Source organism: Comamonas fluminis (genome assembly GCF_019186805.1).
Taxonomy (GTDB): Bacteria; Pseudomonadota; Gammaproteobacteria; order Burkholderiales; family Burkholderiaceae_C; genus Comamonas; species Comamonas fluminis.
Genome location: NZ_CP066783.1, coordinates 3,729,967 through 3,753,098 on the forward strand (window position 1 = coordinate 3,729,967; position 23,132 = coordinate 3,753,098).

General features: G+C 54.5%; 14 protein-coding genes, 1 tRNA gene and 1 pseudogene. 10 read left to right on the top strand and 6 right to left on the bottom strand.

The genetic code is table 11. From position 1 onward, the window contains the following. Positions 1 to 50 precede the first annotated feature (50 nt). From JDW18_RS17210 to JDW18_RS17235, 6 genes and pseudogenes are all read left to right on the top strand, one after another. On the top strand, positions 51 to 1,112 hold the full coding sequence (locus tag JDW18_RS17210; RefSeq protein ID WP_218240672.1) for a YqaJ viral recombinase family nuclease: 1,062 nt from the start codon (positions 51 to 53) through the stop codon (positions 1,110 to 1,112). A 92-nt stretch (positions 1,113 to 1,204) separates the two neighbouring features. Continuing rightward, positions 1,205 to 2,176 (top strand): annotated as a pseudogene (locus JDW18_RS17215) (recombination directionality factor); the annotation flags it as partial. 208 nt (positions 2,177 to 2,384) lie between these two features. Beyond that, entirely contained in the window at positions 2,385 to 3,941 is a 1,557-nt protein-coding gene (locus JDW18_RS17220; RefSeq protein ID WP_218240676.1) for a type I restriction-modification system subunit M, read from the top strand. Continuing rightward, entirely contained in the window at positions 3,938 to 4,936 is a 999-nt protein-coding gene (locus JDW18_RS17225; protein WP_218240677.1) for a virulence RhuM family protein, read from the top strand. The genes JDW18_RS17220 and JDW18_RS17225 overlap by 4 nt, the downstream gene beginning before the upstream one ends. Beyond that, positions 4,933 to 6,189 (top strand): restriction endonuclease subunit S, encoded by a 1,257-nt coding sequence (locus tag JDW18_RS17230; RefSeq protein ID WP_218240678.1) that lies wholly within the window; start codon positions 4,933 to 4,935, stop codon positions 6,187 to 6,189. The genes JDW18_RS17225 and JDW18_RS17230 overlap by 4 nt, the downstream gene beginning before the upstream one ends. A gap of 162 nt (positions 6,190 to 6,351) precedes the next feature. Next, complete coding sequence (locus JDW18_RS17235) at positions 6,352 to 9,450, top strand: type I restriction endonuclease subunit R (RefSeq protein ID WP_218240679.1); 3,099 nt, start codon at positions 6,352 to 6,354, stop codon at positions 9,448 to 9,450. An 864-nt stretch (positions 9,451 to 10,314) separates the two neighbouring features. On the opposite strand, the gene JDW18_RS17240 is transcribed toward JDW18_RS17235, so the two are convergent. Continuing rightward, complete coding sequence (locus tag JDW18_RS17240; protein ID WP_218240681.1) at positions 10,315 to 11,292, bottom strand: GGDEF domain-containing protein; 978 nt, start codon at positions 11,290 to 11,292, stop codon at positions 10,315 to 10,317. An 890-nt stretch (positions 11,293 to 12,182) separates the two neighbouring features. On the opposite strand from JDW18_RS17240, the gene JDW18_RS22885 reads away from it, so the two are divergent. Both JDW18_RS22885 and JDW18_RS17250 read left to right on the top strand, forming a co-directional pair. Then, positions 12,183 to 12,308 carry a hypothetical protein gene (locus tag JDW18_RS22885; protein ID WP_425514812.1) on the top strand — a complete coding sequence of 42 codons (126 nt, stop codon included), beginning with the start codon at positions 12,183 to 12,185 and terminating at the stop codon, positions 12,306 to 12,308. Between the two features lie 61 nt (positions 12,309 to 12,369). Further along, positions 12,370 to 13,616 (top strand): IS3 family transposase gene (locus JDW18_RS17250; protein WP_425514746.1). Its coding sequence is split into 2 segments (ribosomal slippage): positions 12,370 to 12,700 and positions 12,700 to 13,616, totalling 1,248 coding nucleotides; the frame shifts between segments, so codons are not numbered across the junction. A 413-nt stretch (positions 13,617 to 14,029) separates the two neighbouring features. On the opposite strand, the gene ptuB is transcribed toward JDW18_RS17250, so the two are convergent. From ptuB to JDW18_RS17275, 5 genes are all read right to left on the bottom strand, one after another. Then, entirely contained in the window at positions 14,030 to 14,680 is a 651-nt protein-coding gene (gene ptuB / locus JDW18_RS17255; protein ID WP_218240682.1) for a retron Ec78 anti-phage system effector HNH endonuclease PtuB, read from the bottom strand. Further along, positions 14,680 to 16,110, bottom strand: a complete 1,431-nt coding sequence (locus JDW18_RS17260) for an AAA family ATPase (protein WP_218240683.1) — start codon at positions 16,108 to 16,110, stop codon at positions 14,680 to 14,682. Before JDW18_RS17260 ends, ptuB begins: the two co-directional genes overlap by 1 nt. A 212-nt stretch (positions 16,111 to 16,322) precedes the next feature. Next, positions 16,323 to 17,540 (bottom strand): tyrosine-type recombinase/integrase, encoded by a 1,218-nt coding sequence (locus JDW18_RS17265; RefSeq protein ID WP_218240684.1) that lies wholly within the window; start codon positions 17,538 to 17,540, stop codon positions 16,323 to 16,325. A 265-nt stretch (positions 17,541 to 17,805) separates the two neighbouring features. After that, entirely contained in the window at positions 17,806 to 19,404 is a 1,599-nt protein-coding gene (locus JDW18_RS17270; RefSeq protein WP_218240685.1) for an FAD-binding protein, read from the bottom strand. A gap of 343 nt (positions 19,405 to 19,747) precedes the next feature. Beyond that, positions 19,748 to 19,824: transfer RNA gene (locus tag JDW18_RS17275), tRNA-Gln, on the bottom strand. Positions 19,825 to 20,205: 381 nt separating this feature from the next. Here JDW18_RS17275 and JDW18_RS17280 point away from each other — a divergent pair. Further along, positions 20,206 to 20,823, top strand: coding sequence for a (2Fe-2S)-binding protein (locus JDW18_RS17280; protein ID WP_218240686.1), 618 nt, complete (start codon positions 20,206 to 20,208; stop codon positions 20,821 to 20,823). Between the two features lie 2 nt (positions 20,824 to 20,825). Further along, on the top strand, positions 20,826 to 23,120 hold the full coding sequence (locus tag JDW18_RS17285; protein ID WP_218240687.1) for a xanthine dehydrogenase family protein molybdopterin-binding subunit: 2,295 nt from the start codon (positions 20,826 to 20,828) through the stop codon (positions 23,118 to 23,120). The last annotated feature ends 12 nt before the right edge of the window (positions 23,121 to 23,132 follow it).

A 23,132-nucleotide genomic window follows, 5' to 3' on the forward strand; every position in this document is an offset into this window, starting at 1 on the left:
CTTTTGAGGTGGCTTTTTTATGCCCGCAAATTGCGGGCTAGGAGATTTCGATGTCTGTGCATGTTCTCAAGAATGGAAATTTGGATACTGGCTTGACCGTTCCCCACAACGCCTCCAACAGCACCCCACGCACGCCCCGCAAGGGCGCTGCTTTGCGCCTGGTGTCCACCAAAGACCTGGAGCGTGATGACTGGCTGGAGGTTCGCCGTACCGGCATTGGCAGCTCCGATGCCGCTGCAGCGATTGGCCTCAATCCCTACCAGTCCCAGCTGGAGCTGTGGATGCAAAAGACGGGCAAGGGTGATCTACTGCCAGCCGTCGATCCTAATGATGACACCAGCCCCATGTTCTGGGGAACGATGCTGGAGCCCATCGTGGCAGCCCATTACACCAAGCGCACAGGCAACAAGGTGCGCCGAGTGAATGCAGTTTTGCAGCATCCTGAACACCCTTGGATGCTGGCCAATGTGGATCGAGAAGTGGTCGGCTCTTCGGAGGTTCAGCTTCTGGAGTGCAAGACAGCAGGCATCCATGGCGCTCGCCTGTGGCGTGACGGTGTTCCCGAGTATGTGCAGCTGCAGGTGATGCACCAGTTGGCCGTGACTGGCCATCGTGCAGCTGACGTAGCAGTACTGGTCGGCGGTCAGGAGCTACGTATCTTCCGGATCGAGCGAGACGAGGCCTTGATTGCCCGCCTGATCGAGATGGAGCACGCATTCTGGCAGATGGTGGAAAGCAAAATGCCGCCTGCTGGGGATGGTTCGGACAGTGCAGAAAAGGCCTTGCGTAGCCTCTATCCAAACAGTGCAGGCGATGACGTGGACATGACTGATGACCCAGGTCTCAATGCCACGTTTGAAGCCTTGCTGTTGGCCCGAGAGCAACTCGATGCTGCACAAAAGCAGGAAGCCCGTTTGCGTCAAGCCATTCAGATCCACATGGGCGAAGCTGGCAAAGCCACGTTTGCCTGCGGTGGCAGCGTGACATGGCGGCGCAGCAAGGATGGCCAAGTGTTCAACACAGCGCAGTTCAACAAAGACCATCCAGAGTTGGCCAAGGCCTATATGTCCACGCGGGCTGGATCTCGACGGTTTTGCGTCAATGAATCGTAAGCGCTTACTCTCACCCCCTCTATTTATCCATCCCCCTATGCTCTCTGCGGCTCACAGCCCCAGAGAGCTTTCTTTTTTTTTGGGAGCAAGACATGATCAAAGGTTTGATGATCACCCCGCCTGTAATTGGCCGGATTTCGATTGGCAAGGTGGTGGAGAAGAACGGCAAGCGCCTGCCAGAGAAGGACGATGAGTTCACCATCACCACGCAGGTCCAGCAACGCGGTCAGTGGGTGCTACACCCCTTGGATGAGGCTTTGCGCCAGAGCCAAGCGCCTGTTCAAGTTTGCAGCAGCATAAAGGAAGGCTCAGAGCCTTCCGATGTGCAAAGTGAAACTTCCACAAACACTGCCCCCGGTCGGCAAGGCAAACGCTCACTCAAGGACAAGATAAGCGTGACAGATACAACAACGGCTGCACCGAGCACTGCAAGGCGCAAGCTACGCAGCATTCCAGTACGGGTGCTATTCAACGATCCAAATTTGAACCTCCGAGCTGATTACTGCATGTTCGATCGCAGCACCGCTCGCCCGCTGTGCGTGGGCAATGGCGAGAGTTGCAAGCGCGTGACAGATAAAGGTCTGGAGGAGCTGGCCTGCCCAGGTCCTGATGCTTGTCGATTTGGCATGGTAAATTGCAAGCCCTATGGCCGCTTGAACGTGAGTATTGGCGACAGCGATGAGTTGGGCAGCTTTGTGTTTCGCACCACAGGTTTCAACAGCATTCGCACTCTGGCAGCGCGGCTGCAGTACTTCGCTGCTGTCTCTGGCGGGCACCTGGCGTGCATGCCACTGGAGCTCAAACTGCGAGGCAAGTCCACCACCCAATCGCATCGCTCAGCCATCTACTACGCGGACCTGATCGTGCGCAGTGGTTTGTCTTTGAATGCAGCCATCGCACAAGCCCAAGAACACACGGCTCAGCGCCAAGCGGCTGGCTTTGATCAAACGGCTTTGGATGCTGCTGCACGACAAGGCTTTGCCAGCGGCAGCTTTGAAGATACGCCAGACGAAGCCGGTGCGATTGTTGAAGAGTTCTATCCCATCTCTACAGAAGAATCCACCAGCGAAACCTAATGCAACCCCATGCACCGAATCCACCTGCGCAGGTGGATTCGGTGTGAATCTTCAGCAGTCTTTTTTTGAATAGACTGCTTTAGAAAATTCAAAAGATCAGGTCGTGCAAAATAGCTGTTGCACTTTTTACAAACAAGCATCTCCTATCGGCATGACTCAGCCGAGGTCGAATGCTCAAGAAACGAACCACAAAGAAATGACCAGCATTCAACAACGTGCAGAGCTGCAGCGCCGCATCTGGGCCATCGCCAACGAAGTCCGTGGGGCCGTCGATGGCTGGGACTTCAAGCAGTACGTGCTGGGCACCCTGTTTTACCGCTTCATTAGCGAAAACTTCGCCAGCTACATCGAGGCCGGTGATGACAGCATTGACTACGCTATGCTGAACGATGCGGTTATCACCCGTGACATTCGTGAAGATGCCATCAAAACCAAGGGTTACTTCATTGCCCCCAGCCAGTTGTTTGCCAACATGGCGGCGACTGCCCACAGCAATGACAGCCTGAACACTGACCTGGCTGACATCTTCAAGTCCATTGAAGCGTCTGCCAACGGCTACCCGTCAGAGCGAGACATCAAAGGCCTGTTTGCCGACTTTGACACTACCAGCAACCGCCTGGGTAACACCGTGGCAGACAAGAACAAGCGCCTGGCTGCCGTGCTCAAGGGCGTGGCCGAACTGAACTTTGGCGAGTTTGGTGACAACCAGATTGACCTGTTTGGCGATGCGTACGAATTTTTGATCTCCAACTACGCGGCCAATGCAGGCAAGTCTGGCGGTGAGTTCTTCACGCCCCAGCACGTCTCCAAGTTGATTGCGCAGCTGGCCATGCACAAGCAAACCAGCGTCAACAAGATCTACGACCCCGCCTGCGGCTCTGGCTCGCTGCTGCTGCAGGCCAAGAAGCACTTTGATTCGCACATCATCGAAGACGGCTTCTTTGGGCAAGAACTCAACCACACCACGTACAACTTGGCGCGGATGAACATGTTCTTGCACAACGTGAACTACGACAAGTTCAACATCCAGCTGGGCGACACGCTGGAAGACCCGCAGTTTGCCTACGACAAGCCGTTTGATGCCATCGTCTCCAACCCGCCGTATTCGGTGAAATGGATTGGCAGCGACGACCCCACCCTCATCAACGATGACCGCTTTGCGCCTGCAGGCGTGCTGGCACCCAAGTCAAAGGCTGACTTAGCCTTTGTGATGCACGCACTCAGCTACCTCTCTAGCAAGGGGCGCGCAGCCATTGTGTGCTTTCCGGGCATCTTCTACCGGGGCGGGGCGGAGCAAAAAATCCGCAAATACCTAGTGGATAACAACTATGTAGAAACCGTGATTGCGCTGGCACCCAACCTGTTCTTTGGCACCACCATTGCCGTGAACATTATGGTGTTGTCCAAACGCAAGACAGAGAACACCACCCAGTTCATTGACGCCAGCGGCCTGTTCAAAAAAGAGACCAACAACAACGTGCTTCTGGATACGCACATTGAGCAGATCATGGCCGCCTTTGACAGCAAGGCCAACCAAGACCACTTTGCGCAATCTGTTGAGCTGGAGAAGATTGCCGCCAACGACTACAACCTGTCCGTCAGCAGCTATGTAGAGGCCAAGGACACCCGCGAGGTGGTAGACATTACCCAGCTCAATGCCGAGCTGAAAACCACCGTGGCCAAGATCACCGAGTTGCGTGCCCAGATTGACGCCATCGTGGCAGAGATTGAAGGCGAGGAGTTGGATGCATGAGCGATGTCATCATCTACACCACGGATGACGGTGCCACCAAAATCGACCTTCAGCTTGAAAACGGCACCGCCTGGCTCTCACAGCTGCAAATTGCCGAGCTGTTTCAGACCAGCAAGCAAAACATCAGCAAACACATTCAAGCGATTTTTGACGACCAAGAGCTGGATGAACAGGCAACTGTCAACCAACAGTTGACAGTTCAAACAGAGGGCGAGCGCGAAGTCTCGCGCAGCATCACCCTCTACAACCTCGATGTGATCCTGGCCGTCGGCTACCGTGTGCGCTCACCACGCGGTGTGCAGTTTCGCCGCTACGCCTCTACCGTTCTCAAGGAATACCTTGAAAAAGGCTTCGCGCTGAATGACGAGCGTTTGAAGGGCTTGGGTGGCGGCAATTACTGGAAAGAGCTGCTCGATCGCATTCGCGACATCCGTTCCAGTGAAAAAGTCATGTACCGTCAGGTGCTGGACTTGTACGCCACAGCAGTCGATTACGACCCCAAAAGCGAAGCCAGCCTGCGCTTTTTCAAAATTGTGCAAAACAAACTGCACTATGCCGCCCATGGGCATACCGCCAGCGAAGTCATCTACCTGCGCGTAGATAGCAGCAAACCCTTTGCGGGATTAAGCAGCTTCAAAGGAAGCCAGCCCACCCAGGCCGAGGCCATGGTTGCCAAGAATTATCTGGATGAGCAAGAGCTCAAGGTTCTCAACAACCTCGTGTCGGCTTACTTCGATCTGGCTGAAATCAACGCCATCGAACACAGAGAAATGCACATGGCCGACTTTGTGCGTGAGCTGGACACCATACTTGGGTCTGCAGGGCGCAAGTTGCTGGATAACGCGGGCAAGATTTCGCATGCCCAAGCTGAAAGCAAAGCCAAGGCAGAACTGCAAAAGTACAAAGCCCAAACCTTGGCCAGTGTAGAAAAAGCATACCTCAGCACCATCAGCACGCTGGAAAAGCAAGCCAAAAAAGAGAGCCGTAAAAAATGAGCAATGTGAATTTTTTGGAGAAGCTGCTGGATGGCGTGGCAGTGGAGTGGAAGCCTCTTGGAGACGTAGGAAGCTTCATTCGTGGAAATGGAATGCAGAAAAAGGACTTCATTGAAGACGGATTTCCTGCTATTCACTATGGTCAGATTTACACAAAGTATTCGCTTTCTGCCAAACACACCTTTTCATTTATTTCCAATGATTTATCAGCCAAATTAAAGCAAGCCAAATATAACGATTTGCTATTAGCAACAACATCTGAAAATGATGAAGATGTTGTAAAGCCATTGGCTTGGCTGGGTGATGCTACAGCTATATCTGGTGACATGATGATTTTTAGGCATCAGCAGAATGTTAAATATCTGGCGCACTTCTTCAAAACAGGACAATTCCAAGAAGAAAAAAAGAAATATATTACTGGCGCAAAAGTGCGTAGAGTTTCTAGTGGTGATTTATCAAAAATAAAAATCCCCATCCCCTGCCCAGAAAACCCCGAAAAATCCCTTGAAATTCAGGCTGAAATCGTCCGTATTCTGGACGCCATGACCGCCCACACCGCCGAGCTTACCGCCGAGCTTACCGCCGAGCTTACCGCCCGCATGAAACAATACAACTACTACAGAGATAAGTTGTTGAGTTTTGAAGATGGGGAGGTGGAGTGGAAAACGCTGGGTGATATTGGCGATGTGAAGATGTGCAAGCGAATTCTTAAAAATGAAACCCAATCAGAAGGGGATGTGCCTTTTTATAAAATTGGAACATTTGGAAAAAAGGCTGATGCATTCATTTCTCTTCAAATTTACGAAGCATATAAAAATAAATATTCATTTCCCCAAAAAGGCGACATCCTGATATCAGCATCAGGAACAATTGGTCGAACAGTTAAATTTGATGGGGAACCTGCATATTTCCAAGATAGTAATATTGTCTGGATTTCAAATGATGAGAAAAAAGTGCTCAATACATACTTGTGGCACTTTTATAAAATAGCAAAGTGGTTTGTATCTGAAGGTGGAACAATTGATCGTTTGTATAACGACAATATTAGGAAGACCAAAATTCCTGTTCCATACCCTAACGATCCATCAAAATCATTTGCTGAGCAAAAACGTGTAGTCGCCATCCTCGATAAATTCGACACCCTCACCACATCCCTCGCAGAAGGCCTCCCCCGAGAAATCGAATTGCGCCAAAAGCAGTATGCCCATTACCGCGATTTGCTGCTGAGCTTTCCCAAGCCCGCAACGGTTTGACCTTGCAGCGCGGCGCCTTGCTTGCAGGGCTCTGCTGTAAGCATTTTTGGCCTCTAGTGCTTACTGGGACTGCGTAAGCAGCTATCAATAGAGTAGTAAACGCATCCAACCTTTGATTACCCTTAGTCTGTCCTTCGACCGCCTTCAAATGCCCGACTACCCATGAGTGAATACCAAACCATTGCGGAATCCAGCACCTTCATTGTTCTGAACAAGTACACGCCGCAGTGGGAGCCGGTCAACCCCTACCAGACGGAAGACGCGCTGGAGCGCGAACTGGTGCAAGATTTGGTCAATCAGGGTTATGAGTTTGTACCGGGCCTGAACTCGCCCGAGAAACTGCTGGCCAATGTGCGCGTGCAATTGCAGGCGCTCAACAAGGTGCAGTTTACCGATGCCGAGTGGCAGCGCTTTGTGACTAACTGGCTGGACAAGCCTAGCGACAGCATCGTGGACAAGACCCGTAAGGTGCACGATGACCATGTGCACGACTTTGTGTTTGATGACGGGCACATTCAAAACATCTACCTGCTGGACAAGAAAACCATAGCCCGCAACAAGGTGCAGGTGATCAAGCAGTTTGAGCAAACTGGCTGCCACGCCAACCGCTATGACGTGACGATTTTGGTCAATGGCCTGCCGCTGGTACAGGTGGAGCTGAAAAAGCGCGGTGTGGCCATTCGGGAAGCCTTCAACCAGGTGCACCGCTATAGCAAAGAGAGCTTTAACAGCGATAACTCTTTGTTCAAGTACCTGCAGTTGTTCGTGATCAGCAACGGCACGGACACGCGCTACTTTGCCAACACCACGCAGCGCAACAAGAACAGCTTTGACTTCACCATGAACTGGGCGAAGTCAGACAACAGCCTGATCAAAGACCTCAAGGACTTTACCGCCACCTTCTTTCAAAAGCACACGCTGCTGAATGTGCTGCTGAACTATTCGGTGTTTGACGTGAGCAATACGCTGCTGGTGATGCGCCCCTACCAAATTGCGGCCACCGAGCGCATTTTGTGGAAGATTACCAGCAGCCACGAGGCCAAGAAGTGGAGCAGCACGGAGAGCGGCGGCTTTATCTGGCACACAACGGGTAGTGGCAAGACCTTAACTAGCTTTAAGGCAGCGCGGTTGGCTACGGAGCTGGAGTTCATCGACAAGGTGTTTTTTGTGGTGGACCGCAAGGATCTGGACTTCCAGACTATGAAGGAGTACCAGCGCTTCTCACCCGACAGCGTGAACGGCTCAGACAGCACGGCGGGCCTCAAAGCCAATTTGGCCAAGGACGACAACAAGATCGTGGTCACCACCATTCAAAAGCTCAACAACCTGATGAAGAGCGAGGCCGACTTGCCCATCTACGGTAAGCAGGTGGTGTTCATCTTTGACGAATGCCACCGCAGCCAGTTTGGCGAGGCGCAGAAGAACCTGAAGAAGAAGTTCAAGAAGTTCTGCCAATTTGGCTTTACCGGCACGCCCATCTTTCCGCAAAACGCCCTAGGCGCAGAAACCACGGCCAGCGTGTTTGGGCGCGAGCTGCACTCTTACGTCATCACCGATGCGATCCGCGACGACAAGGTGCTGAAGTTCAAGGTGGACTACAACGATGTGCGCCCCAAGTTCAAAGCCATCGAGCAAGAGCAAGATGAAAAAAAGCTCAGCGCAGCCGAAAACAAGCAAGCCTTGCTGCACCCGGATCGTATTCGTGAGATCACGCAGTACATCCTGACCCATTACCGCCAAAAAACCCACCGTCTCAAGCCCGGTGCCAAGGGTTTTAACGCCATGTTTGCCGTCAGCAGTGTGGATGCAGCCAAGGCGTACTATGAGAGCTTCAAGGCGCTGCAAGCGGGCAGCGACAAGCCTTTGCGGGTCGCCACGATCTTCTCGTTTGCGGCCAACGAAGAACAAGACGCTATTGGCGACATTCAGGATGAAAGCCTGGATACCTCTGCCATGAACAGCAGCGCCAAGGAGTTTTTGAGCGCTGCCATCAAGGACTACAACGGGCTGTTTAACACCAGCTTTTGCGTGGATGGCGAGGGCTTTCAGAACTACTACCGTGATCTGGCAAAGCAGGTCAAAGCCAAAGAGATCGACCTGCTGATTGTGGTGGGCATGTTCCTCACGGGGTTTGACGCGCCCACGCTCAATACGCTGTTTGTGGACAAGAACCTGCGCTATCACGGGCTGATGCAGGCGTACTCCCGCACCAACCGCATCTTTGACGCTACCAAGACCTTTGGCAATATTGTCACCTTCCGCGATTTGCAGCAGGCCACCGTGGATGCCATTACCTTGTTTGGTGACAAGAACACCAAAAACGTGGTGCTGGAGAAAAGCTACAAGGAGTACATGGAGGGCTTCACCGACCTGGTCAGTGGTGCAGCGCGGCGTGGCTTTTTGGAGGTTGTCAAAGAGCTGGAGGAAAAATTTCCAGACCCTGCTGCCATCGAGAAGGAATCTGACAAAAAAGCCTTTGCCAAGCTGTTTGGCGAGTATTTGCGCCTGGAAAACGTGCTGCAAAACTACGACGAGTTCGCCAGCCTGAAAGCCTTGCAAGAGGTGGACTTGAGCGACGCTGCTGCTGTCGAGGCCTTCAAGGCCGAGCACCACCTGAGCGATGAAGATCTGCAGGCTCTCCAAACGGTCACTATTCCCTCTGAGCGCAAGGCACAAGACTACCGATCAACGTACAACGACGTGCGTGACTGGATACGCAAAGAAAAGCAAGGCGACGATACAGCCGCATCGACCATAGATTGGAACGATGTGGTGTTCGAGGTGGATCTGCTCAAGTCCCAAGAAATCAATCTGGACTACATCTTGGAGCTGATCTTTGAGAACAACAAAAAGACCAAGGACAAGGCCACGCTGGTGGAGAATGTGCGCCGCGTGATTCGCGCCAGCATCGGCAATCGGGGCAAGGAAGGGCTGGTGGTGGACTTCATCAACCAAACTAACCTGGACCAAATTGGCGACAAGGCCAGCGTGATTGATGCTTTCGGCCAGTTCGCTCAGGCTGAGCTGCAACGTGAAGCACAGGAGTTGATCAACGATGAAAAACTCAATGCAGATGCCGCCAAGCGCTACATCACCACATCCCTCAAGCGCGAGTACGCCAGCGACAGCGGTACAGAGCTCAATGCCGTGCTGCCGAAGATGAGTCCGCTCAATCCACAGTACCTGACCAAGAAGCAAACGGTGTTTGGGAAGATCGCTGCGTTTGTGGAGAAATTTAAGGGGGTGGGCAAGCAAATTTAAAGAAAAGAGCTTGCCAGGAGCTTGATGTCGGAGGCGTGGAGGCTGCAAGGCACTTCTACAACTGACCCGCTGTTTCCCTTCACACTCGACTCTATGTCATTCACATAGTTTTTAAAAATTCATTCAGATAAATTCTTTGCAGCGCCTGGGGCTAACTTTAATCTCTGCTTAGACGTTCACACCAGTTCTTATGGCAATTTGTTGATTTCCATCCAGAAGTGACCCACTAGCCCCCGTGTCACGTTTTGTCACCCCAATTGACAAAAATTTGACGTAATGTTCAATGGCTATCAATTAATTTCTATATCCACAGCCAGCCTATCAACCAGCACATCTAGAGGGAAAGCGCATGACAGTACCCATCCAGCTCCAATGCCTACCCCGCCGCAAGAGATCGACTCTCCAGCGCGCCATGCCTTTTGTGACCCTGCTAGTTCTAGCTGTCATGGGATTAGCAACGTTCAATGCCATGGCCGCTGACGTTGCACACCCGAGTATTAAGTTGGGTGCACACCGTTCGTCACCCCACTGAGCTCGGCAGCATCAACCTCAAAAATTTTCACTACAAGCCTGCAGATGCGGGCTTTTTTTTCCACGAAAAAGCATCCATGCACACAGCAAACACGACCTGTAACCACCGCTTGGAGCCATGGATTCCAGCACTGGCACTCAGGGCGATTGCAGGCCGCAGTTACACGGTGCCCACAGCCGTGGCACGGTAACGGCCGGGAGGCCTATGGTCGCTGTACTGGCTGCTACCGTGCAAATCCAAACGTCTTGCACAAAGGCGCTGGTATTTGTGAAGCTCTAGATGGATAACCAAATAAAGGGCATGCCTTCACACGGCACATGCCTGATGCCGTATCAGCCGCAACTCAAGCTGTAGCCATCGCGCCCATTGTCCTTGGTGGCATACAAGGCCATGTCAGCCAGCTTCAGCAACTGCCCCAGACCGTAGTTGCCAGGGGTTCTGGTTAATGCTGCTACGCCAATGCTGATTGTGGGGCGCAGCACCTGTCCGTCATCCTGCTCCAGCGCCAAAGCACGAACGGCCTTGCACAAGCGCTCAGCCGTTGCACAAGCTTCATGCCCGTCTACACCCTGTAGGAGCAAGGCAAACTCTTCGCCTCCAATCCGTCCCAGCAGCTCATTTGGCCGCAACGTCTGGATCACCGCCTTACTCACGGCCTTCAAGACCTCATCTCCGGCCGAGTGCCCATAGGTATCGTTGACCTTTTTAAACCAGTCCAGATCAAGCATCAGCATCGCCACAGGCCTGCTGTCATGGGCCAGCCGCACCAGTGCCCTCTGCGAGCGCTCTACGAATGCGGCCCGGCTCAGCATACCCGTCAAATGGTCATGAGTGGACAGGTGCTCCAGCTTCTGCAGCGTCTCTCTCCACTGTGAACGTGCACACGCCACGGTCAGCATCGTGACACTTAGCATGGCCAGCCCCAAGCGCATCGACATCGCGGCCGACACGTTCTGGTAGCTGAAATCAAAGCCCGCCCACACAAGGACGAGAACATGCCACGCGCCAATCAAAAAGCACAACAGCGATACGGCAAACACTTTGTAGCTGAGTGCGCACAGGATCAACCCCGGCAGCACCAGAAGTTGTGCCCCTGGCCCGCCGATATAGAGCGCCACGCACATCAATGTCACCAAGGTGGCCAAAGGCAAAAGAGACAAAGCGCCATCATTGCCAAACAAATGCCGCAGCTCACGCATCGGCGGTGCGTTGAGCAGCAAAGGCACAATCAGCATCATGTGCATGGCCTCTGCACCAAACCACATGACTGCCGTGCGCTGCCAGGGGCGTTGCATCAGGTACTGCACCATGCAGCCTCCCAGCACAGCCCCGACAACACAGGCAATGGCAACACCCACCAGCAAATGGAGTACCCCTGTGGGAGTGCGCATATCGATCACATGACTGGTGCGCGAGCGCAGGTACAACCACCCTGCCGCCACGCCGGCCATATTGGAAAATGTCAGCGACAACACCTTGGGCAGCCAAACTTCACCCACGTAGCTGCCCAGCAGATAGCCACATGCCGCCATGGCCCAGCCTTGTGGCTGCGCCATGACAGGAAAGCGCACAATCAAGCCCACCATCAGAGCGTCGGCAATCCAGAAGAAAGAAAGCTGCTGGGGCGACTTGATAGCCGTCGCGGCCGCACACGCTACAAAAATTATGCAGCCCAGTACTAGGTGCTCAAGCATCAGCCCAGCAGACTGGCGTCTCGTTTGAATCTCCAACACAGACATGGGCCCCCCCCCTTGTCGGCAATGGTTCTACTGTGCCCAGTCACGCCGACGAGTGAATAAGCAATAGCTCAACCAACGAAGCACTCACACTTTTTCGCAAGGTAACTGTCGCACACCGCCTCTTCGCATGTAGGACAAGGCGATGAACGGTACACGAGCACCCCCACCTGCATGCAAGTTCTCATCTTGCAGACGGTGTATTGCAGGTGATAAATGTACCTGTTGACACAAAAAAAACCGTCTCAAAAGACGGCTCACTGATGATTACCCCTACAGGAGATTTCCTACGCCCACTCAGTCCCACTTGAAGCGCCGAGCAGGCGCAGTCTACGCTTCACCTCTTTTCAATTTTCACTCTGAGCCTGAGTGCCCCCTTCAAGTACCCCAGGCACGCCGGCATCCGCGGGCATCGGCGCTTTTACGACACAGTTGAGCGATTCCAAGGCGGAGAACGCCACACCATTCTCGTCAGCTTCGGCGTAGCAGATATCGACGTCATTGGTGGTGAGGAAGCTTTCTTGATGCAGCTACAGCGCACCAACGTTGCGGTTTCACGCGCGATGGGGAAGTGCATCATTGTGAGATAGCCCCCTGAATCTCCGGACACGGTCCATCGTTTATCTTTGAGATAGGCATAGGACTGTGCGTATGACTAGACATACAGAGACGATTGAGGTCATCACCCGAGACCAGCGCAGGCGACGCTGGTCGGCTACCGAGAAGGCGGCCTTGGTTCGCAAAACTTATGAGCCAGGCATGAGCGTGTCGCTCGTAGCCCGCCAGGAGGGTGTGTCAGCGAGCTTGCTATTCACTTGGCGGCGACTGGATCGTGAAGGCGCGCTGGTGGCCGTGAGCGCAGGCGAAGCGGTTGTGCCAGCTTCGGAACTGGCCGCAGCTCGCGCCGAGATCGCCAAGCTGCAACGTGTGCTGGGCAAAAAGACCTTGGAGAACGAGATACTCAAGGAAGCCGTGGAGCTCGCCGCCGCAAAAAAGTGGATTGCGCGCTCGCCCTTGTTGCCGGGGGACGACCAATGAAGTCGGTCTGCTCAGCGCTGGGTGTGGCGCGCTCGAATCTGTATGTGCGCCATCGCAGGCCCAGTGACTGGCGAGATGGCCGCAGTGGCCGTGCGCCAGCCCAGGATGAGGCATTGCTGGTCGATATTCGCCGCCACATTGCCGAGTTGCCTAGCTATGGCTATCGCCGCGCCGGTGCGCTGCTCAATCGAGAGCGGCGTTCGCAAGGTCAACAGGTGCTGAACCACAAGCGCATCTATCGGGTCATGGCGCAGCATCGACTGCTGTTGCCCAAGGCGCCCAAGCGCCGGCATTCGAGCCGTGTTCACGATGGCCAGGTCAGTGTGCCGATGAGCAACATGCGCTGGTGCTCTGACGGCTTTGAGATCAAGTGCGATTCGGGCGAGACGGTCACAGCCACCTTCGCCAAGGACTGCTGCGACCGGGAGATCCTGGCCTGGCGAGCTTGGAAGGGCAAGGGACTTGCGGGAGAGCCGGTGCGCGATATGCTGGTGGAAGCCGTGGAGCGGCGCTTTGGCACGGTTGAAGCCGTGCCCCTGGAGCATGAATTGGAGTTCCTTACCGACAACGGCAGCGCCTACATCGCGCACGAGACGCGTGGCATTGCTAGATCGCTGGGCTTGAAGCCGATCAACACGCCCGTGTGTAGCCCGCAGAGCAACGGCATGGCCGAGAGCTTCGTGAATACCTTCAAGCGCGACTACATGAGCCGTATGGACCTGCGTGACGCGCCGACGGTGCTGGCGCAATTGCCGGGTGCGTTCGAGCACTTCAACGAAGTTCACCCGCATTCGAGTTTGAAGATGATGTCGCCCAGGGAGTTCCGACGACGGCAGAATCACCCCGCCCATCAGGGCTAACTTAGCGACTGGATGGTGTCCGGAACTACGGGGGCAAGATCAATTGTGATGCCGGATGCGCTCGCTGCCCACATTCCGGAGGACAAGCGCGCCCTTGCGACCGCTCACGCGCTCAAGGACTATGTGGAAGAGTTCTGCAATGTGCGATTGGATACCCTGCTCCAGCAGGGAGCTGATAGTCGGCCTGGACAAATTCGGTATCGCGGATAAAAGATAAGCTGCAATGTCCCTACGGTAGAAAGATTTCAGGCTGTCTGTGCATGCTTCAGCCTGACATACCGACCTACCGACTGGGAACTACACAGCAGCAATCAGATGCTTAATTAGGTAGCTTTGAGCCTTCTAGTAGCTATCCAGCTGTTAAGTAGAGTTTCTAATTCTCTGGCTACCAAACTCACCAATGCGTTCTAAATTTATGGACAACCATTAATCAATGTATGTCGGATGACGGTAGCAAATGGCAGGTCCGCTGTAAACGCCAACTCCTGAGCTAGCTCTTGCTCAACAATAGGTCGCCATTCTTCTTCGAGGAAATTTGCGGCATATTCAGCCCATATCTCAAGGTTCTGCATGTAACCTTTCGCGGCAGCATGACGCATATAAGGAAGACCGCCACCTAGGAGATTCAGTATGCGAATAGTTTCCTGTGCTCGGTGCTGGTTGCCTGCCGTCAATCCAGCTTTTGGATGTATGCCACCTTGCGGATCGAACATCAAGAATTCATCTGGATCGTCAATGTCAGGCTTAATGAGATCGCTAGGGTTATAAGGACCGCATTTATCTTTGTGGTCACCGCAAGTATCAGAGCGGTTACAAGAGCCAAAGAAGTTCTCCCAGTCAAATGTCCCCTGAGGATAGCGGCCACGCTGACGAAAATGCTCAATATGACTTCGGTCAATACTAATTTCCGCCTCACAGTAGGCACAGCGCCCACCTTGCATATCACAGAGCTTTGCCCTGATTTCGCGACGAACCTCCCAAGTAAGAGTATCCCAATTATCGCGGCCATGGTGGTAACGCTGAAGGCTGGCCGGTGCCTGCACATTACGATGCAAACGATGCATCAGTTTTTTTCCTTAGCAGGATTAGGCATGGAGGGAAGCTTTTGTTTGAACGCTTGCAGACGAATCATGCGCTCACATTCGTGCATAACAGGGTGGTTTTGCGAGAAATGTTTAACCAACTCTGCACGCAACTCAACACCTGCTTCTGAGTCATGTAGGTTCTGCAGGATCAATGCATGATATTCGGAAAGCTTGCGAGCTTCGGGTACATCGGGAATGGGGTTGACTCCCATAATAGCCGCCAGCACATCGGCGCTAGCCACTCCACGAGTCTGCGTAGTGACATGTTCGACAACCACGACTCTTTGACCTGACTCGGGGTCTTTAGTGGGAACAAGTTTACGGATACAAGATGCGTCCACACTGGTCAATACCTGCGGACTATGAGTTGTCACAATGAATTGCAACTTCGGGAAGGCTTTACACAACGAACTCAAGATGGATTGCTGCCATGCAGGGTGCAAAAACATGTCGACCTCGTCAATCAGCGCAATGCCAGGGGTCTCCAGGGCAGCATTTTCTCCCAAGTGAGGGTTGAGCTTGTAAGCACGAAAAGCTAAGTCGGCTACCATGGCAATAGCATTACGGAGTCCATCACTGAGCATGTCTACAGGCATAACTCCATACTCCGGGTGGTGCATCACTAATTGTTGATTGTGACGCTGGCTGTACTCGATGCTATGCCAGCCAGTTGCATCCTCAACCAAGGCATCCACAGCTCTCTGGATAACCTGCACTGTGTGCTCAAAGCGCTGACCTGTGGCATCCAAGTCATTTTTGCTCTGCAAAGCAGCTATCTGACTTTCCAGATAACTACGGTACACCCAACCATACCAAGCAGTAAAAGCCTTGAAGCTGGATGCATACGAAAGACAGTTCAAATAACCAGAAGTTCTGGAATATTGCGCACTATCAAGCACCGTATCCTTGGCTTCGGAGGTAAAACGTCCTTCAAACCACAGGCGCGAAGTTCCTAAGTAGGAAACCAATGGAAGGGTAACGTCTCCCTGGCCTTGGCGAACCTGCTGCTCCAGTGCTGTAGCGGCAGCGGTGATTTTCTTAGTGGTCTTATCGGTCAGCGTGTTGGTACCCGCTTTGATGCGCTCACGAGTCTGCATCCAAATCTGCGCTGCAGACTCGGAATGAGATCGGCCTGTTGCCGCTATGCTGGACGGCAACTGTGGTTCCATATTGCCATCCCGTTGCTGACTCAGGCGTACATCTGAAGGTTGAATTGTGGCCGACTTCCCAGTCTGGCTTCCCAAGTCAAAGCCCTTGACGAAAGCCCATACTGCTACGCGTGCAGCATCCAGCACTGTTGTCTTACCTGCCCCGTTAGGAGCAATCAGCACAGTGAGCGTCGGATGAAAATCTATCGTCAGCTGTTCAAAGCAACGGTAGTTTTTGAGGGTCAATTCATCAAGGTACATAGGCTCAATTGTCGCAGTTCGGCACAACAGCAATCACGGAAACGCTGCAATTGCAACATCACTCTTAGGCGAAATTCTGACCGACCTCAGTAGCCTCTAGTTATTGCCGTAGAGGGAAGCAGCAATTGAACGAATCACTCAATTCCTTTCATTACTGCTATCCATACCAATTCTTAAAAGCGCTTCAATGCCAAGCAATACAAAACCACCTTCTATTTAGCTCGCGTAGCAACTCCATCTTTTGTTATAAAAGCAGCCCAAGTGTCCATTAGATCACGACGTTGTTCCAGCAAGTCAGTGCGGTGATAAGCCGCCTCAACCCTATCTTTGATCGTGTGTGCCAGCGAGCGCTCAGCCAAGTCCCTAGAGTAGCCTTGCTCGCTACACCAATCGCGGAAGCTAGAGCGGAACCCGTGGGCTGTAGCAACCCTGCCAGGGACATCGCTCTCTACCTTCAACCTGCGTAGCAGCGCGGTAATCGCCATATCTGAAAGTTCCCCCCGCACCCGAACGGAAGGAAACACCAAGCGTTCATGCTGATACCTCTGCTCTTCGAGAATTTGCAAAGCTCTAGGGGACAGTGGAACACGGTGAACCAGCTTTGCTTTCATTCTCTCAGCAGGAATGATCCAAACAGCATTTTTCCAGTCCACTTCGGACCATGTCATGCCTCGTGCTTCGCCTGAGCGGCATGCCGTCAAAATTACGAATTCAAGCAGCCTACGCGATACGTCCACACGGTCTTTAGTACGCAGATGCTCCTGAACAAAAGCAGGAATCTTTCCCCAGGGCATTGCCGGATGGTGCTGCGTACGCACTGCTTTTCCGGGCTGCTGCGGCAAGAGATGAGTGACCACATCCACAGGATTCGATTGACAGTGGCCATGCGCCCAGCCCCACGCCATCACGGTATGGATTCTTTGCTTAACCCTGCTCGCAGTCTCCGCCTTCTCAAGCCAAATAGGCTTGAGCACTTCTGCGACGTCTGCAGGCTGAATCTCTGCGAGCAGCTTTGACCCTAACTTTGGGAACACGTATTCAGTAAGGGTGTTGATCCACTGCTGCCCATGCTTTGGATTCTTCCATCCAGGCAGCAAGTCTTTATGCAGGATCTCTGCAGCCTCTTGAAAGGTCGGAGCCTTTACTGCCTCCTCTTCCAGCGCCTTCTCTGCCAAAGGATCCTTCCCTTCGGACAGCATCACCCTCATGGCGATTGCGCGCTTCGCTGCCTCGGCAACACCAACTTCTGGGTATGAGCCCAAACCAGTATTTCTACGCTTACCGGAAACGGGGCTCACATAGCGCAACACCCATTTGCCTCGCCCTTTGGTTTTGGTTGGGTGCAATGCCAACCCCGTCACGCCGCCGTGTGGAATTGCGGTACTTTCAGGTTTGATGTTTCGAGCTTTTGCGTCTGTGATCACTGCCATCGGAGACCTCTACCGGTATGCCATCCAGTATGCCATCGGTATGCCATTTGGTATGCCACGGGACATTAGATAGAGTTGGACGATTTCACACAATAAAAAACAAAAACTCTTTAATAACAATAACTTGCAAACAAAAAATAAGACTTCAAAAGATCTATTTGGACTTTTTATTGGAGGACACAGCCTCCGCCAAAAAACGCAAAAACCCCCTTGATTCTTCAAGGGGGTTTTTCTGTTTCAGCCCCGTCAACCCTCACCGTTTCACTCAGGCGTTGAGAGGCATATCTTCCGCTGTTCGCTCTGAAGCTCTTTGCTCGCCCGATGTGTCGGCATGTGCTTTGCTGACCATGTCCATGGCTGCCAGGTAAGCGAACACCATGCTGGAGCCCACAGGGTTGCCTCCTCCTGGGTACGCCTCTCCACTGACCGCTGCCATGGTATTACCAGCTGCGTAAAGACTGCCAACAGGCTGTTGAGTGACATTGAGCACCCGGGCTCGGGTATCGGTCTTCAAGCCACCCTTGGTGCCCAAATCCGAGAGCCCGAATGCCATGGCGTGAAATGGCCCCTGCTCCACCGGCGTCATCGGCGCTTGGCCACCGGCAAACATGCGGTCATAAGCCTCGTCACCCCGACCAAAGTCCGGATCTTTGCCTTCCATTGCAAAGTCGTTATAGCGAGCCACGCTGGCCTGCAACGCATCCGCTGGTACGCCAATAAGCGTGGCCAGCTCCGCAAGGGTCGGGGCTGAGCGCAGCAAGCCAGCCTCACGGTATTCAGCCAGATCGCCAATCGGCAGGTTAGGGTAAAGAATGGGCGGATTACCTTGATCCCGGTGATCAAATACGAACCAGCACGGCAGCTGCAATTTCCCGGCCTTCTGCGCCTCAATCATGGCCCGGCCGCCACGGTCATAAGGTGTGGACTCGTTCATAAAGCGCTGCGCATCCTGGTTCACGAGCAGACCACCCACAAAGCCAAGGGTAAAGGTAGCGCGCCCGTTGGGTCGCATCAGGCCCGGAGACCACCAAGCCTGGTCCATCAGGTCCACATCCGCACCAATTTCCAGCCCTGCCAGCAGCGCCCCGCCATCGTTGCTCGGTGGTGCCATGGCTCCTTCAACCTGGCCCGGAACACCAAAGCGCCTGCGCAGATCCGCGTTGTGTTCAAAGCCTCCCGCTGCCAGCAGCACCCCCTGGCGGGCCAAAATGCGGCGCTTGCCATGCGGAGTACGCACCACCGCGCCTTGCACCTTCCCATCTTCGTAGACCAAGGACTCAAGACGATGCTCAAGCCGCAGGTCTGCATTGGGCATATTGGAGAGCGCATGCAGAAAGCGACCAATCAGCGCCTGGCCTCCAATCAACTCCTCAGCCAGCGGAGCCGCGGCCTGCTCTTCCGCCAAGGTTGGACGCAATTGCGCACGCAGGCTGCCCAGCGTTGCTGCGGGCAACGGCATCGGCACGATGTGACGACCGCTGGCACTGGCAGTGTCGAGGCCTCCGTAGTAATCAGGCCAGGGGAATGCAACAAAGGCCAGGCGCGGGTCTTGCTCCAGGTAATCCACCAGCCGCACACCTGTGTCCAGATACGTGTCCTGCAGTTCACGCGAGGTGCGATCACCCACCACGGCATGGTAGTAAGCACGGGCCTGTTCCAGGTCCACATCTCCACCGGCACGATGCAAAGCGGCATTACCGGGGAACCACATGCCACCACCTGAATAGGCGCTGGTGCCACCAAAGCGGTCGCTACTTTCCACCAGCACGACTGACAGCCCTTCTCGCGCTGCCGTGTAGGCCCCTGTCATACCGCCTGCACCCGATCCCACTACCAGCACATCGCACTCGTCATCCCATTGCATCGACTGTCCCTCTATGAGTTGGCCTATTGGCTTGGCCTGTTGAGTTGGCATATCGCGGACATGGCCATGCACCTGTTCAGAGTCTGCAGTGACCTCACATCCACTGCGAGCTATCAGACCGAGGCAGCACTCAACAGGCAATCGGGAATTTCGATCTTTTCACGCGGAGCATTTACCGTGAGTACGCCCGGCGCCTATAGACGTTACAGCCCGTTGCCACGTCTCAAATGCGAGATGAAATGAGCACACCAAGGGGCGGCTATGCGGCTTTTTAGGTGAAGAGATATGGGATGCTGAAAAAACAAAAGCCCCGACTGCATATGCAATCGAGGCTTTGAATTTCTGGCAGGGGAAGAAGGATTCGAACCTTCGCATGCTGGAATCAAAATCCAGTGCCTTAACCAGCTTGGCGACTCCCCTAGAAGACTGCTATTGTATTACACATTTCTGGCGCCACAGAGAAACTTGCTGACAAATACAAAGACAGCAAGTTTTACGACGCTCTGATGATTTCCCAAGCCCTTGATGCCAAGCAGGCGCCTATCGCTACCCGATCAGCTTGCGCCCCCACTGACACGGAAACAAGCGCCTCGTTGTACTGCCATTTCAACAGAGGCCTGCACCGCCGTTCAGGTCTGAAGTCTCCAATCACGGCATGAGATGCATACCGCCCCCGAAGAGCGCCATCCCGACGCAAAGCCCAGATTATTCGGAGCGCATCAGCAGCAATTTTGTATAGTCATATAATTGACTATACATATATAAGACATAACTTCTTGAAATCAAGGAACTGCCCACGCCATGAAATTCACTCTGAACGGTCAGGAAGTGGATGCGCAAGACGCCGCCTCCGACACCCCTCTTCTCTATGTGCTGCGCAACGACATGCAGCTCAACGGCCCCAAATTCGGCTGCGGCCTGGGGGAATGTGGAGCTTGCGCCGTACTGATCGACGGCAAGGTCGCGCGTTCGTGCTCGGTGCCACTCAGCGTTGTGCAGGGCAAAAAGGTCACCACTCTGGAAGGCCTGTCGCCCGATGCATCCAAAGCTGCCAATGCCAAAGCATTGCAAGACCGAGCCGTACTGGACGTGAGTGCAGCCAAGAGTGAAACCCAGGTCACGCCCCGCACCTACACCTTGCATGTGGTTCAGCAAGCCTTTGTCGATGCTCAGGCTGCACAGTGCGGCTACTGCACCAACGGAATGATCATGGCTCTGGTGGGCCTGTTCAATCAAAAGCCCCAGGCGACAGACGATGAGATCAAGCACGCGCTATCTGGCCACCTGTGCCGCTGCGGCACCCATGTCGAAATCATGCAGGCGGCCGCACGTGCCCGCGAACTGATAGCTCAGGGTCACAGCCCCGCCATTCCCACAGCTGCCGCCGCTGGTGCACCACAAGAACAAAAGGCTGCTTGATCATGAAATTTTTCACCAAAGACAATCAGGCCCAGCTCACCCGTCGTCAGCTGCTCAAGGCAGGCGGCATGCTCATGGTTGGCTCCGTGGCTGGCGGCCATTTGCTGATGGCGCAAACTGCTCCTGAAGCAGCGGCCAAAGGCGCTTTTCCCATTCCATCGGCCAAGCTGGTGGACAGCTTCATCGCCATTGGCGCGGATGGATCGGTGACCGCCTACAACGGCCACGTGGACCTGGGCACAGGCGTGCGCACGGCCCTGGGCCAGTTGGTAGCTGACGAGTTGTATGTGGACTTCGCTGCCGTCACCATGGTGCTGGGGCACACGGCCCGCACTCCAGACCTCGGCCCCACAATTGCGAGCAACACGATTCAGGTTTCCTCCCTGCCCATGCGCCATGCCGCAGCGCAGGTGCGCCAGTTGCTGATCAAGCTGGCCAGCGAAAAATCCGGCATACCCGCTGACCGCATCACTACGCAAAAGGGCTTTGTCATTGCCGGTGGCAAGCGCTTTGGCTATGGCGAGCTGGTGCAAGGCCAGGATTTGCAGATCGAAGTGGACGCAAAGATTGAACTGCGCAAATCCGGCTTTGAATATGTCGGCAAATCTGTGCAGCGCGTGGACATTCCCAACAAGGTGCTGGGTGCCCTCACCTATATCCACGACCTGCGCGTGCCCGGCATGCTGCATGGCCGTGTGATTCGCCCGCCCTATACCGGCGCAGATGCTACGGCGCCTCTGGGCTCCAGCCTGGTTTCTGTCGATGAAAAATCCATCGCTCACCTTCCCGGCATTGTCAAAGTCGTGGTGCAAGGCGACTTCGTGGGCGTGGTGGCCGAGCGCGAGGAGCAGGCCATTGCAGCCATGCGCCAGCTCAAGGTCACCTGGAAGGAATGGACAGGCCTGCCCGACCTGTCGCTGAACGGTTTGCACAAAACGCTGGCCGATCACACTAAGACCGATCGCGTGCTGCAGGAAGACGAAGGCTCGCTTCAGGCCGTTGAACAAGCCAAGATCCAGCTGACCCGCGACTATGTCTGGCCCTACCATGCTCACGGCTCCATCGGTCCATCCTGCGCCATTGCTGAAGTGGGCGACGGCAAAATCCAAGTCTGGACGGGCTCGCAAAATCCGCACGATGTGCGCAAAGACATTGCCAAGCTGATGGACGTGGAGGGTGACAACATCAACATCACCCGCCTGGAAGCCTCGGGCTGCTATGGCCGCAACTGCGCTGACGATGTCTGCTCCGATGCCGTGCTGATGGCAGCCGCCGTAGGCCGCCCCGTTCGCGTCCAACTGATGCGCGAGCAGGAAGCTGGCTGGGAGCCCAAGGGCACCGGTCAGCTGATCCGCGTACGCGGCGGTCTGGACGAGCAAAACAATGTCGCTGCCTATGAGCTGCGCACCTGCTATCCGTCCAACAACGCTGCGGCTCTGGCCCTGATTCTGACGGGCAAGGTGCCCAACAAATCCGATCTGCAACAGATGGGTGACCGCACTGCCATTCCACAGTACGAATACCCCAAAATGCGCGTCATTTCGCAGGATGCGGTGCCCATTGTGCGTGCCTCGTGGATGCGCGGTGTCTCCGCTCTGCCCAATGTGTTTGCGCATGAATCCTGGATTGACGAATGCGCCTATCTGGCCAAGGCTGACCCCATTGAATACCGCCTGCGCTATCTGAAAGACCCACGTGCCGTGGCACTGATCAAAGAAGCGCAAAAGCAATGCAACTGGCAGGAAGGCCCCGCACACCGCAGCCCTGCGCCTGATGATCAGCGTCTGGTCAAAGGTCGTGGCTTTGCCTATGCCCGTTACTTCCACAGCAAGTTTCCCGGCTACGGTGCCGCCTGGGCAACCTGGGTGGTTGATGTGACCGTGGACCGCGAAACCGGCGAAGTCAAGGTGGATAAGGTCTTTGTCGCCCAGGACACCGGCGCCATGGTCAACCCCGCAGGCGTGCGCCACCAGGTGCATGGCAACGTGGTGCAGGCCACCAGCCGCGTACTCAAGGAGTTTGTCACCTTTGACAAGAGCGGCGTTACTTCTGTGGAATGGGGCGGCTACCCCATCCTGCGCTTTGATGAGCTGCCCGAAATTGACTCGCTGCTGGTAGAGCGCCCTGATGAAGCCCCCATGGGCGCGGGCGAATCGGCATCCGTGCCCAGTGCAGCGGCGGTGGCTAATGCCATCTTTGACGCCACCGGCGTGCGCCTGCTGGAAGTGCCCTTCACGCCCAGCCGCGTGCTGGCCGCACTCAAGGTCGCCAAGACAGCACCCGCTGCATCCAAGTGAGCCACAGAACAG